The following is a 13,660-nucleotide window of genomic DNA, read 5'->3' as shown; positions in this document are numbered from 1 at the left end:
AGCATTTAAGACAGCAGTTTAGACACGCTTACTTTATTAAAAGACGTTACTCGTAATCTATTTCACAGGAACCTTTACTGCACGATCAGGAGTACCATACAAAAAATACTCATTAGGCAGAGGTGAGCCGTACCAAATAATCGCTTCGTCTAACTCATTCTCACGCCAAGTTATTGGCTTCCAGTCAGGATCAAAAATGAGATAACCTGAATCTCCGAATAATTCAACTCGGTTTCCGCCTGGCTCCATTACATACATGAAATAAGCTTGACTCACCCCATGTTTACCTGGTCCTGCTTCTATTTGAATTCCGTTTTCTACAAAAATATCTGCTGTATCCATTAGGTGCTGAGGATAACCATACCAAAACGCAATATGATGGAAGCGGCCACTATTGCCTGTTTGGTCGTTCATTAATGCTACTTCATGTACTAACGGGCTAACGCTCATCCATGCGCCAATTTCTTCATTATTATTCAATATAATTTGTTCTCGTAACTTAAAGCCTAAATGCTCAGACATAAACTCACGATTTTTTGCTACATCTCTACACATTAAGTTGATATGGTCTAAACGTCGTGCAGGAACACCCATTAATGGACGTTTTTGCGGACGGCTTTTTAATAATGTTTTTTGATCTTCTGCTGGCTGGAAATAATCCACTTCCCATAATATTTCTTGATTATGTCCATCTGGTGTAACAAATTGATAAGCACGACCATGACCTAAATCTCCATCAATCCAGCCTTTCCCGTAGCCACTTTTTTCTAAAGATGCGACGCGGCGTTCTAACGCCTCAGGTGAACTTGCCCGCCATGCGGAATGTCCAAGACCCGCTTCTTTGCCCTCTGTAAGCTTTAATGTGTGATGATAAAAATCCTCGTATCCTCTTAAATATATTGATTGCCCTTCACGCGCTGTAATTTGTAAACCCATATAATCCGTAAAAAATTTTAAAGATTCCTCTGGTTTCGGTGTAAAAAGTTCCACGTGCGCTAATTGTGCTACATCAAAATTTGACATTAATCATTCCCCCTTAATGTTTTTATTTATTTGCAAAATAATTTACATCATCTGGATTTACCCAAGTTGGATCTGTCCAGCCTGTTAAATCGTAATCTGCCATGCACTGCTCTGCAAAAGCTATAAACTCATCTGTTTTACCGCTTCCTTGTGCACCAAACAACGTTTGTAAGCGAATGTCTTCATGATTTCCAGCATAATTACGTTCATATAACTCGCTACGGCCACCAAATTCTGTTCCAATTGCATCCCACAATAACTTGATCGTTTTAATTTTTTCAAGTGCCTCAATACCGTTTGAACCACGATAAAGCTTATCTAATGTAGGGCGGAATTCTTCGTTTAAAAAATCTCTTGCACTAGAAGGCTGAACAATCAAATTCCCTGCTACAATTTGTTGAATAATACCTTTAATCTTCGGCCAGCCTTCCTGTAAAAATACGCGATACGCTAATCCGCCATTTAAATTTGGAATGACGATGCCATTCTCTTTTTTCTCTGGGTTAAGCGCCATCGCATCACTTAATGACCAGAACATATGACGCCAAGCCATAATTTCACCTATATGCACCTGAACACCACGGAACTGATCAGTACCTGCTGTTTTTAATGCCTTTAGTAATACACCTATAATAAAATCTAGTTTCACGGCTAAGCGTGTAACACCTTGGAACGTAAAACGATTAATGAAACCGCTTTCTACAAAGAACGAAGTCGTCTTTTGCATATCTTCATAAATTAAAATATTTTCCCAAGGTATGAGAGCTTGTTCGAAAACAAGTACTGCATCATTTTCATCGAAGCGACTACTTAGTGGATAATCGAATGGACTTCCCATAATCGCGGATGTCATTTCATACGACGCACGGCTAATTAACTTCACTCCAGGAGCGTCCATAGGTGCAATAAAGACAACAGCAAACTTTTTATCTTTAATAGGTAAACCATACGTTCCTACAAAATTGTAGTTCGTAATAGCTGAACCTGTAGCTACCATTTTTGAGCCGCTAACGATTAGGCCCTTATCCGTTTCACGTTCTACTTGAATAAAAACATCCCCTACTTCGTGGACGTCTTTATGACGATCTACTGGAGGATTCACAATGGCATGATTGAAAAACCAATTGCGTTCTTGCGATTCTTTGTACCAACGCTTTGCATTTTCTTGAAAAGGTGAATAGTATTCGGGATTCCCACCAAGTGTGGCAAGGAATGAGGCTTTATAGTCTGGTGTACGTCCCATCTGTCCGTACGTAAGACGTGCCCAAGCAACGATAGCATCTCGCCCTTGAATTAAATCATCCGCGCTCCGTGCTGCACGGAAGTACTTATGTGTATATCCCCCGCTACCCGTATCCGTTTCACAAGTTAAAATATCTTTGTATTGCGGGTCATGCATAGCATCATATAAACGTGATATTGATCTTGCTGAATTTCGAAAAGCTGGATGTGTCGTGACATCCTTAACACGTTCACCATGTAACCAAATTTCTCGACTATCTTTTAAACTTTCTAAATATTCCTGCCCTGTCAATGGCTTCGTGCTTTGCTGAACAACCATTCCCTTCCCTCCTACAAATATTTTTTCTTGTTTGACATGTCTATTTCAATTTAATACTTTTTGAATTTTTAGATAATTAATAAAAAGTATAGTATTCTCTATTTTTTCTTTAAAATTTGAAAGGGATTTGCGCACAAAATAGAAAAAACCAGCGAAATCGATGGATTTTCTAGTTTTTATGTTCTAGCGTTTTAATTGCATAATAAATTTTTAAAGCTAAATGACATCGAAAACGTCCATCTCCTGTACGCATATCTTCTTGTAATAATGACTCAATCTTTTCCATACGATACCGAAAACCAGGAATCGATAAATTCAAAGCTTTTGCAGTTTGATTTACGTTGCCACTATGGTCTAAAAAAACTTCTAACGTATGGACAAGTGTTGCATTATTTTGTTCATCATATGTTAATAACTGACCAAGTACCTCTTTATAAAACTGTAATAGTTCCTTTGGATTTGTCGTTTTTAAAAATAACATGATGTGCTGAAAATTTTCATAAATTGCAGATTGTGTTTGTTGGGGTGCTGCACAATGTAGAAAATGGCATATTAATTTTGCATCGTTATAGCTACTTCCGATTTCTTCTAATTTCTCAGCATTTTTTCCTACTCCAATTTGGAATGTTGCTTGTTTGAATCTCTCCTTTAGCCTTTTCGATAAGACGGTAAGGAAGTTCGACATATACTTAACATCTTTCTCACAATCTTCGAGAATAATCAGTACTTCTTGATTTTTAATAAAGCACTCTACATTTAAATATTCCGTCACTAAAAAGCTGTGCACTGTTTCTAGGTCTTCTTTTTCTGTTGTTATGACAATGACACGATTATTCTTACTCGGATCAAAATAAAATATATTTCGCGCTTTTTTAATAAGCTCCTCCGTTGAAGATTGGTGGCTCATAACTTCATCTAAAAAGTCAGATTTTTTCTTCCACTGAGATTGGGCAATTTGTATTTGTGTATATAAATAAATAGAAAAAACCGTCACGGCACGTTCAATAATCATTTCCTGTTCACGCGTTAATTCATTGTGACTTAATATCACTAATATTCCCAATTGTTTTTTCATCGTCATAATATCATATTCATGTCGAAATTCTTTTTTCTTACGACTAGCCTCTATATAAAGCTGCTCATCGCTGTCATGTATAAAATAGTAACCAATTGGCTTCATTAAGTATCTACGTTCAACTGTTACACTGCATTGTAACGCATCACTTAAAAGATGTAACAACTGATTTAATGTATATCCTTCCAGCATTGCATGAGTCATCTTCTTATGGATAGTGTCTGAATGTACAATAGAATTATTGAGCCTTTTTAACTCATTAAAGGTCGCATCCAATTCATCTGCTAAAGATGTATCTTGAAAATATCGTAATATCTCCAACTGTTCTGCTGTAGCATGCTCCTTTGTGCGAACAACAAATTTACAATAATCATCGCATTTCCCACGACACTTTTCTTCAAAAACGACAATCTCTTTAGGATAGGTTTTTGCAAGAAAGCCTGCTACATAGCCGATTAATGTCCAACATACACTTTCATCGCTAAAACCAAAATGGCGGACATGTTCCTCTGCTTCATAAGAATGGAACCACTTGCCTTCCATTTCAAATTTATCATCACTTATTTCCAAAACATCAATCTGTACGCTTACAACGCCCTCTAACGTATGAATTGCTGCACCGGCTCTAATTAACTCTTTTAATTCTTTCCAATTGTACATTTTTTCAATAGATCCACCAGCACTGTACCCGCATGCCCAACCATACCGTAATAAAAAACCTTTCGCACGCTCCATATTCAATGTTTGAATAATATCGCGCCTAAAAAAACCAAGCGCTTCAGCGGATTTTAAAATCATTCGGTTGCCATTAAACTTAATAATGCCTGAACGTGGATTAATATCTATAGCATTTTCAAACACTAAACGATTTGCTTTCATTAATATGCACCCCCATAAACATGCTAATTTCCCCAACATGTTACTAACTGTGTTCCTATCTTCCCTACTGCTACAAGCATTTTTTCTTAATGAAATAAAGTAAGCGCTTTCTCTAAATAAAGCAAATAAGAGTACATAGAAATTATAGTAATGGCAAATAATCATAAGATTTTAAAGTGTTTAATTTACTATCAATCATAGTATATTTTTAGTTTTCAGACAATTTAAATTACTAGACGCGAAAATATATAAATGTTCATGAAAAAAAGTACTGATAAATTAAAAATCAGTACTTCATCTTTAAACCACTATTAATTTTATATAGAAATATATCTTAAAGCTCTTTCACAAGTTTTAAAAAAGCTGTTAATGAATCTACCTCATAAGTTGGTGTGACAACTCCTGTTGGTACATTGTTTTCACGGTTAATCCAAACATTACGCATACCAACTCTAGATGAACCTAAAATATCAGTGTTTAAGTTATCGCCAACCATAATTGCCTCGTCGGCAGTAATGCCCGCCTTTTCCATCACATGCTCAAAGATAGAAGCATCTGGCTTCCCTTTTCCAAAATCACCAGAAATGATAATATGGTCAAAATACGGAGCAATTTCCGGAGTAATTTCTAATTTTAAATTTTGTAAGCTTGGTGCACCATTCGTTAATAATATAAGTTGATATTTACCTTTCAGCTCATCTAAAACAGTAAACGTATCTTCATATAAAAGTGGTGACACTTTGCGTTCTGCTACAAAGCGTTCTCCTAGTTCGGCTCCAAACTTTGCATCGTCAATTCCAAGTGCCGCTAAGCCCTTTGTCCATGCTTCTGAGCGGTATCCAGGTACAATTTCTTTCATCTTTTGGAAAGAATCAGTTGGATCATCGAATGTTCCCCAAAGCCCTTCAAATGGGTTAATTCCGATTAACACCGTATAATCATATGTTTCGTAGCTCTCATAAAGGGCACGTGCTTCTTTGCGGACGGCATCCTCTAACTCAGCTGAATTTATTTTATGTAGTGTTGCTGCATATTCGCATGTTTTTTCAAATGCTGTTTTAACAGATTTTTTGTCCCATAACAACGTATCATCCAAATCAAAAATAATTGTACTAATTGACATTGTGTCAGCTCCTAGCTTCTTTTCTACTTGAACAAAAAGCATTCATATCGCTTATTTTAGCATATTTTCAAAATAGTTAGCATAGTTTTTGTGCACAGTTTCTGCTCTACAAGTATCGTTAATAGCTAAGAGAAATGATTTGAGCTATCAGGATTTTTTTAATTAGTTAATCAGGTTAATATTGATGAAAAGTAAAGGCAAATTAAAGTAAGAAGTAGGTGCTTTTGTTGCTTTTGTTTCCTTTTTATACGTTATGATATATTAAAAAGGAATATACGAAAAGAAAAACAAACGATAACAGTCGATTTAGATAATTATCAGCTTTAAGCAAATATCGACACCAACTACATCAAAGAAGTCACTAGTATTATTGAAGTAAAAAAATAATAAGTATGTTCGTCTTGGTTATTTTACAAGCCTCAGAAACTCTTACACTGACGGAGTTCAAAGTAATTAATTGCACACAAAATATAAACTTACTACCGATAATCAAGAAAATACGGAACTATAACAGTATATATTCCAAATAATTCTGTAAAAGTTGAGATTTTAGTTAACGACATTGATTTATAATACAACATCATAATTATTAGATTTTGTAGATTAACCCTGTTTTTGTGATCCCAAAACATTTAGTTTATCAACAATTTTAGAGAAAATAGCCCTAATCTTTTTCATACATCATTAAATCTACTTTTATTATAATAAGAGTGAGAATAAGTATTCATTTATGTGGTACCGACGTACTAATTGTCGGTTACCGACATATTAATTTTCGGTTACCGACATATTAATTTTCGGTTACCGACACATTAATTTTCGGTTACCGACACATTAATTTTCGGTTGTAATGTCGGTATTTGTAGTGCTAGGATTAAGTTAACTCGAGTAAGATTTTAATATAGCTATAGCAAAATATCTTGATATTATATCTTTTTTATCACAAATAAAATTACGGGGTGTTAAATAATGTTAAAAAAATTAGGAGTAACGTCATTATTATGCGGTTCTCTTTTATTTTCAAGTGTGCCGTTTGCAAGTGCTGAGAGTGAAAGTGTGTCGATTTTAAAAAAGGATGTTAATGAAGCCGTTGTCGAATATAACGGTAAGGTAATAAATTTAAACTTCGATAATTCGGAAGTTTACAACAAAATTACAGAAGATATTATTAAAGATATATTAAAAGAGTCAAATGGTGGTGGAGACATTACTATCCATGAGATAGGCAATGAAGATATTAATAATTTGACTCCTGATGTATTAAATCAAGGTCCTAATAATTCTGATGAAATAAATGAATTAGCTCCCTATTCAGTACTACATGATTACCAACTTACAAAGAAAAGAGATACAATTTATAATACACCTATGGCCGCAATACAAGTTGAGTCTGTATCTTATGGAGAAACGGTAACTTTGAGTGAGTCAAAATCTTTTACAAACCAATTCACTTTAAGTGGTGAGTACGATTCTGGAGCAGGTGCTAAATTAGGAGCGTCAATGAATGCAAGTGTAACTTACACATACGCTAAAAGTAGAAAGTTGGATGGACCCCCTAAAGGTTACCTTACTAGAATTTATTACCATACAAAATACGTTGACTATGGAGATTGGGAAGTATCTAAAACAAACAAAATATCTGGTCATACTGTTTACCAATCAGGTACTTATAGAGAACCAACTGATGCAACTACAAAGTATGTAAATTGGTCTCAAGATTATAAATAAGAATAAGTGAAATTCGGACTAATGATAAAAACAAAGACCTTTAACAACAAAAGGTCTTTGTTTTGTTGTTAATTTTTAAATAAAGGAGAAAATACTTATGACTTCGTCTAATGAAGAAAAATTTATTAAAAATTTCCTGTATGTACTTGTGATAGGTATTATAGTAGGTATTGGTTTAGGCGTTCTTTTTGTATCTTCCAACTATAAAGAATATTTAAGTGATGGTACGCTTGTTACTACAAAAATAAGCGATTTAGAGTATATTGTTAAGATATTAAAAATTACTTTTATCTCTAGTTTTACTTTTGCAATTAGTTATTCATTTTATAAATTTTACCAAAAAATACGAAATTCCCCTAAACGTTAGATACTAAACTAACGCTTAGGGGGGATTCTTCATGGAAGTGACCGTCTTCTAGTATTTACATTGAATATAACTGTTAGAACTATTAATAATCTCTTCATTAAATTAATTTATAAGTGCCTGTATTCAAATAACGCATATAACCATGTAGCACTTCCTGGTACTTTAAAGGCGGTGCTTTTCATATGCCACATCAAAAAGGTAACAATTTCTCCATCACATTACAAACAGAATTCAAATATTCCACTCTAGCAGCATCAACAGACGCCCTACTATAAGCACTCGCTATATCACAATTGCACCAGTAATATATCCTTCTGTGATGGTATACAAACCAACTTGAGAGAGTAAAAAAACCTTTAATCCATAATTTCACAAACCATAAAAAAACATAATTTATAAATCGGGGAAAATCAATTAAAAAATCATCTTTCAACTAAGAATTACTAGATGAAAGATGATTTTTATCAAACTGTTCTATTTCAATAAAACTTTCTTACACAGATCCCCATTTGGTAGTATTTTAGTTTGGGTGCCTGGCACTCATTTTTTTCTGCGTAATTTATCCATTAAGCTCTGCACTTCGGCTTTTTTTTGTTCAGTTTCTTCCTTTAAGAGGTCGATATGAAATGTGTTATCGATTTCTTGAATGAAGACGCGATCACCTGCTTGTAACGACTGATCAATGGCAGTGATAGGTAGAATCAATTGCTCTATTTCCTCAGGATATTTTAAAAAAACGGCAAATCCATCTTCAATGCGGTCCAATGTGTATTTAGTCGAGTTCACTTACAACTTCCCCTTTCGCATTTAGTAATTGTGCACGATCTCCGTCATTCAACCAAATCTGTCTTGTTGTCCATTTCAAATAATTTTGCCCCTCGCGTGCATTCGTTCCACTTGTGACATAAATCGTTTTTCCTGGCTGCAACTCTACATTTGGAAAATTAAATATTTGATTTCCTTCTATAGATACAAGTTGCCAATCTTTTAAAGAAACCGTATCTGGCCCGTTATTTTTAATCGCCACTACTTCTTCAATTAAGTCCTTGCTAACAATTTCTACACCTTGTTTCACTGTTGGCTTTTCGACAATGGCTCCTGACCACTCTTTGGCACTTACTTCATAGCTTACCCCGTCTGTCGCAACCGTAACTGTGCCCGCTTCGGCTGTTGCGTAAATTTTACTGCCAATCGCCTGTAAACGCTCTACAACCTCTGCATGTGGATGTCCGTATTTATTGTCCTCCCCATAGCTTAAAATCGTCACTTCAGGTTGCACTGCTTGAATAAAGCTTTGTGAGCTACTTGTATTAGAACCATGATGCCCTGCTTTTAAAATCGTGGCCTTTACATTTTGTTGTAGCATGTCTTTTTCTAAAGCTACACCGGCGTCCCCTGTTAATAAAAATGAAATATTTCCATAAGTTACTTTCAATACAATCGATGCATCATTATTGTCGACCGCATTTTCGTTGGCATTTAGCACCTTTACTTCCAGTTCATCATCAAACGCAATACTATCACCTGTTTTTGGCACGTTATACGGAATATTATTCGAATCAATAAGCGAAAGCATTTCTTCAAATGTTTGTGATGTATGTACTTTCCCAGAATCATAAAACTGTTCAATAGGAATCGAATTTAATACAGGAATTAAACCACCTATATGATCGGCATCAGGATGTGTCGCGACAACTACATCAAGCTTTTCAATACCAAGTTCATTGATATATGAAACGACCTGTTGCCCAGCACCTTTAACACCTCCATCAACGAGCATCGTTTTGCCATTCGGTGACTCAATTAGTATTGAATCGCCTTGTCCTACATCAAAAAAATGCACACGCATTTCATGACCTGCTGCCACTGGTATTTTTTCTGTTTCTAATGCTGAAGTACAACCTGCTAATACAAAAATACAAAGGAGCACTGCGAGTAATTTTTTCATAGAATAACTTCCTTTCTATTTACTATTATACAAAAAAAGAGAGCGAACCCGAAGGCTGCTCTCTGTTTCTACTCTATCTAATTGCAGTTAATAAAAATTCGAAAACTTCTGCTCAAGCAAGTTAAACTAATATCCACCACAAAATCATCGTAATCACAATTGTAACAAGCCCCTGCAATAATGTCGCAACAGTTTGTGCTTTATAGGCTTGCGTAACTTCCATCCCACTGTATTGCGTAATAACCCAGAAAAAGCTATCATTCACGTGACTAACCGTCATTGCACCTGCACCAATTGCCATCACAACTAATGCTAGAGGAACAGCGCCTTCAATGCCAAGCGTAATAAGCATCGGAGCTACTAGTGAAGACGTAATAACTAATGCTGTAGTTGACGAACCTTGTGCTGTTTTTAAGGCAGCTGCTACGATAAATGGAACAACTAGGAAAAGACCTCCAGTTGCAAACATACCTAAATCCATCTCCTGCAACATCTCACCAACGCCAGCATTTTTAATAACCGTTCCAAAAGAGCCGCCCGCACCAGTAATTAATAAAATCGGAGCAGCCTCTTTTAAGCTGTCACCAATCCAACCAGTTAACGTTTTTTCACTGACTTCAGGTAATAATAACATCGCTGCTGCAACACCTAAAAATAAGGCAACTGTTGGTGACCCTAAAAAACGACAAATCATATTAAATGTAGCTTCACTATCCCCAACTAATGCTGCAATCGATCCTATACCGATTAACACAATTGGAAGCACAATCGGTAAAAATGACTTAAACGTCGAAGGCATTTTACCAAATGATTTAATAATTTCTTCATAATCCAATGCCTCTAAGTCATCTTCAGGCACACGAATTTTTGTCGCTACTTTAACTGACCATAAATAACCTACAAATGTCGCTGGAATCGCTACTAACAATCCAATAACAATCACAGTTCCTAAATAATCTGCCGCCCCTATATTCCCAGCCGCTGCTATTGGCCCTGGCGTTGGCGGTACTAAAACGTGTGTAGCAAAGAGCCCTGTTGCCAACGCAACAGCCATCGAGGCAATCGTAACATTTGCGCGCTTTGCTAATGATTTTTGTAAACTCGATAAAATAATAAATCCTGAATCACAGAAAACTGGAATAGATACGATATAGCCGATTAAAGACATAGCTAATTGTGGACGCTTTGGACCAACGATTCGCAATACAACTTCTGCCATTCGATAGGCAGCCCCTGATTTCTCTAAAATTAACCCGATGATTGTTCCAGCTATAATGACTAAACCAATGCTTGTCATCAAGCCTCCAAATCCAGTATTTATACTTTCAACAACAGTTAATAATGGCATACCAGAAGCAATGCCTACAAAAAATGCACTAATTAATAATGCTAGAAACGGATGAAGCTTTAGCTTTGCTGTTCCGACTACAACAAATAATACCCCTATTAAAATAATAACGAACAACATTTACTCATCCCCCATATATACATAATTCTCAATTATTTTTTTCGTTTTTAGACGAATCAAACGATAAGGCTCTTGCATTGCTTGCTGGACAGTAGTCGATTCATCTACTAGTGATTCCACAACAGAAAAGTAATTGAGCAAAACAGACTTATCCTCTTCATCAATGGCTCCAGACAATAACATTGCCTGTATGTTTGTTGTTTTTGCAGCCATTGCTACCCCCAATGGCGCCTTTCCATGTAATGTTTGACGATCCGATTTACCTTCACCAGTAAGAACAATTTGTGCGTCTTTCAAATGTTTTTTTAACTGTACAGCATCTATAACAATATCTATGCCTGCATGAAAAGTGCCATTTAAAAAAGCAATTAATGCGCCACCTACACCTCCAGCAGCACCTGCCCCTTTATAATCATGTAATCGAATATGAAATTGCTTTTCCACAATATCTGCAAATTGCTTTAAGCAATTATCAAAAAAAGTAATTTCATGCTCTTTCACACCTTTTTGCGGGCCAAAAATGGCTGTAGCTCCGCGCTCTCCAATCAATGGATTATCGACGTCACATGCAATTGTAAATGTTGCTTCAGACAATCGTGCATCAAGTTGACTATTATCAATGGATGCTAAATCTAGCAATGCTGACACGCCATTCGCAATAGGAGTCCCATCATCTTTTCTAAATTGCAAGCCTAGTGCCCTTAATAGACCAATACCAGCATCGTTTGTTGCACTGCCACCTATTCCAATAATAAATTTACGAAACCCTTTATTAAGTGCAGCCTTTATTAACTGCCCAGTCCCATATGTCGATGCAAGCTCAGGGTTTTTTTCACTGTCCTGCAACAGCGTAATACCAGATGCCTGTGCCATCTCGATAACACATGTTTCATCATCCCCAAGCACACCAAACTTTGCTTCGATTGTTCTGCCTAGCGGATCAAGTACATTTTCTGAAATATACTTCCCCCCTGTTGAAGCAATGAGTGACTCTAACGTACCTTCTCCACCGTCTGCCACTGGTAAAATAACTGTTTCAATCGATTGATCAGCATCCAAGATTCCTTCCTGCATTGCATTCGCTACTTCAAATGCAGACAAAGTACCTTTATAAGAATCAGGACAAATTATGACTTTCATGTTTTTACCCCCACTTTACATCCATTCATATTTACGTTGGTGCTCAGCTGTCAGACGATATAGTTTTATCGCATACAAGAAATTTCTTCTACTCAAAGTTAAGCGCTTACAAATTATTATAATGACAATAAATTCAGAAAACATTATAATGAATGTACAAATTAACTGTCATATAACAGAGGTTTATTTATGCGAGGTGTATAAGCATGTTAACAAAAAAATTAGCAGAAGAAATAGTGCATCAAACAATGTTACGATTACGTCGCAACATTAATGTCATTAGTCCAACCGGAGTTATTTTAGCATCTGGCGATAAAATGAGAGTTGAAAATATTCACGAAGGCGCACTTTACGTGGCAAAAACGAAAGAGACACTCATCATTAATGGGGAAAATATTGATGCTTATCCAAATACAAAACCTGGCATCAATATGCCGATTATGTATCAGGATGAGGTCCTTGGAGTAATCGGCATTACAGGCGATTCTGAGGAAATTTTAGAAATTGCCAATCTCGTACAACTAACAACTGAAATCATGACACATCAAGCTATTGTGGAATCAAAAAGTGAGTGGCAACGTAAAAATAACGATTACATATTCGAAGCGTTGGTACATGGTAGTAAGATAGACGCTGCCTTACAAGAACGCATTCAAAAACTTCCGTTCACTTTAGAAGCACCCTTTCAAATAATATTACTGAGCATGGATGCACCGTCATCTGCGGAAAATAGCCTCCCTCTGTTTTTTGAGGATTTATTTTATAAGCAATCTGTTCTTTCAGGTCATAGCCAACTACATGAATATTATATTTTACTAACAAACTACGATGAACAGCAAAAGCTGCAAATGATGAAAGCATTACGTAAAAAAAAGCACAAGCTACCTTCATTACAAATTGGGGTGGGACCGACTGTACCCAATTTAGCGCAACTTCCACATTGTTATAACGGCGCTAAAACAGCACTTGAATTTGCCTTAATTAATAAAGAAATTACGTTTTTTGAAGATGTCGAGTTATTTTCTCTTTTTAAAAAGAGAGATTCCGAGGAAGTACAAGCATTCCAAAATCGCGTTCTAAAAAATATGAATGCTAAACAACTCGAAACATTACAAACCTTTTTTGATTGTAATTTACAACTAAAACTTTGTGCACAACAACTGAATATTCACCGTCACACACTTACCTACCGATTAAATAAAATTCGGGAGCTTACAGGCTACGATCCACAATATTTTGAGGATGCCGTCATCTTAAAAATGGCCTGCACTTTACGGTAAATCATTTAAGGTAATGTTGACGAAGGTTTAGGGTGACAGGCACTCAAACAATTATCCGAGTTGATGGT

11 protein-coding genes are annotated in these 13,660 nt (G+C 35.9%); 3 read left to right on the top strand and 8 right to left on the bottom strand.

Features of this window, described 5'->3' with window-relative positions:
- Positions 1–57: 57 nt before the first annotated feature.
- The 4 genes from ACIQXW_RS17010 to ACIQXW_RS16995 all read right to left on the bottom strand — a co-directional run bounded on the left by ACIQXW_RS17010 (position 58) and on the right by ACIQXW_RS16995 (position 5,661).
- On the bottom strand, positions 58–1,023 hold the full coding sequence (locus ACIQXW_RS17010) for a catechol 2,3-dioxygenase (RefSeq protein WP_402764086.1): 966 nt from the start codon (positions 1,021–1,023) through the stop codon (positions 58–60).
- A 22-nt stretch (positions 1,024–1,045) separates the two neighbouring features.
- Positions 1,046–2,584 (bottom strand): 4-hydroxyphenylacetate 3-hydroxylase N-terminal domain-containing protein, encoded by a 1,539-nt coding sequence (locus ACIQXW_RS17005; RefSeq protein WP_401020102.1) that lies wholly within the window; start codon positions 2,582–2,584, stop codon positions 1,046–1,048.
- Positions 2,585–2,753: 169 nt separating this feature from the next.
- Positions 2,754–4,538, bottom strand: a complete 1,785-nt coding sequence (locus ACIQXW_RS17000; protein WP_402764082.1) for a XylR N-terminal domain-containing protein — start codon at positions 4,536–4,538, stop codon at positions 2,754–2,756.
- Between the two features lie 334 nt (positions 4,539–4,872).
- Positions 4,873–5,661, bottom strand: a complete 789-nt coding sequence (locus tag ACIQXW_RS16995) for an HAD family hydrolase (protein WP_402764079.1) — start codon at positions 5,659–5,661, stop codon at positions 4,873–4,875.
- A 969-nt stretch (positions 5,662–6,630) separates the two neighbouring features.
- Between ACIQXW_RS16995 and ACIQXW_RS16990 the strand changes: the two genes are divergently transcribed.
- Entirely contained in the window at positions 6,631–7,389 is a 759-nt protein-coding gene (locus ACIQXW_RS16990; protein ID WP_402764076.1) for a hypothetical protein, read from the top strand.
- A gap of 97 nt (positions 7,390–7,486) precedes the next feature.
- Positions 7,487–7,756: a hypothetical protein gene (locus ACIQXW_RS16985; protein ID WP_402764073.1), complete on the top strand. Its 270-nt coding sequence runs from the start codon at positions 7,487–7,489 to the stop codon at positions 7,754–7,756.
- A 540-nt stretch (positions 7,757–8,296) separates the two neighbouring features.
- Here the strand turns inward: ACIQXW_RS16985 and ACIQXW_RS16980 are convergent.
- From ACIQXW_RS16980 to ACIQXW_RS16965, 4 genes are all read right to left on the bottom strand, one after another.
- A complete protein-coding gene (locus tag ACIQXW_RS16980; protein WP_402764070.1) occupies positions 8,297–8,542 on the bottom strand; it encodes a DUF3006 domain-containing protein in 246 nt (81 codons plus the stop codon).
- The gene (locus ACIQXW_RS16975) at positions 8,529–9,704 is read right to left on the bottom strand and encodes an MBL fold metallo-hydrolase (RefSeq protein WP_402764067.1); all 1,176 of its coding nucleotides are present in this window, start codon (positions 9,702–9,704) and stop codon (positions 8,529–8,531) included. Before ACIQXW_RS16975 ends, ACIQXW_RS16980 begins: the two co-directional genes overlap by 14 nt.
- 121 nt (positions 9,705–9,825) lie before the next feature.
- Entirely contained in the window at positions 9,826–11,172 is a 1,347-nt protein-coding gene (locus ACIQXW_RS16970; protein WP_401020117.1) for a GntP family permease, read from the bottom strand.
- Complete coding sequence (locus ACIQXW_RS16965) at positions 11,173–12,312, bottom strand: glycerate kinase (protein WP_402764064.1); 1,140 nt, start codon at positions 12,310–12,312, stop codon at positions 11,173–11,175.
- 206 nt (positions 12,313–12,518) lie between these two features.
- Between ACIQXW_RS16965 and ACIQXW_RS16960 the strand changes: the two genes are divergently transcribed.
- Positions 12,519–13,592: a CdaR family transcriptional regulator gene (locus ACIQXW_RS16960; protein WP_401020121.1), complete on the top strand. Its 1,074-nt coding sequence runs from the start codon at positions 12,519–12,521 to the stop codon at positions 13,590–13,592.
- Positions 13,593–13,660: the final 68 nt, after the last annotated feature.

The organism is Lysinibacillus sp. NPDC097162, from assembly GCF_044762185.1.
In the GTDB taxonomy this organism is placed as follows: Bacteria; Bacillota; Bacilli; order Bacillales_A; family Planococcaceae; genus Lysinibacillus.
Note: the sequence above shows the minus strand (reverse complement) of the source record. Positions and strands in the feature narration are given on the sequence as shown.

What these genes read in the sequence shown, in the direction of transcription:
- ACIQXW_RS17010 (WP_402764086.1), bottom strand. Translation starts at nt 1,023, where the DNA reads ATGTCAAATTTTGATGTAGCACAATTAGCGCACGTGGAACTTTTTACA.
- ACIQXW_RS17005 (WP_401020102.1), bottom strand. Translation starts at nt 2,584, where the DNA reads ATGGTTGTTCAGCAAAGCACGAAGCCATTGACAGGGCAGGAATATTTA.
- ACIQXW_RS17000 (WP_402764082.1), bottom strand. Translation starts at nt 4,538, where the DNA reads ATGAAAGCAAATCGTTTAGTGTTTGAAAATGCTATAGATATTAATCCA.
- ACIQXW_RS16995 (WP_402764079.1), bottom strand. Translation starts at nt 5,661, where the DNA reads ATGTCAATTAGTACAATTATTTTTGATTTGGATGATACGTTGTTATGG.
- ACIQXW_RS16990 (WP_402764076.1), top strand. Translation starts at nt 6,631, where the DNA reads ATGTTAAAAAAATTAGGAGTAACGTCATTATTATGCGGTTCTCTTTTA.
- ACIQXW_RS16985 (WP_402764073.1), top strand. Translation starts at nt 7,487, where the DNA reads ATGACTTCGTCTAATGAAGAAAAATTTATTAAAAATTTCCTGTATGTA.
- ACIQXW_RS16975 (WP_402764067.1), bottom strand. Translation starts at nt 9,704, where the DNA reads ATGAAAAAATTACTCGCAGTGCTCCTTTGTATTTTTGTATTAGCAGGT.
- ACIQXW_RS16970 (WP_401020117.1), bottom strand. Translation starts at nt 11,172, where the DNA reads ATGTTGTTCGTTATTATTTTAATAGGGGTATTATTTGTTGTAGTCGGA.
- ACIQXW_RS16965 (WP_402764064.1), bottom strand. Translation starts at nt 12,312, where the DNA reads ATGAAAGTCATAATTTGTCCTGATTCTTATAAAGGTACTTTGTCTGCA.
- ACIQXW_RS16960 (WP_401020121.1), top strand. Translation starts at nt 12,519, where the DNA reads ATGTTAACAAAAAAATTAGCAGAAGAAATAGTGCATCAAACAATGTTA.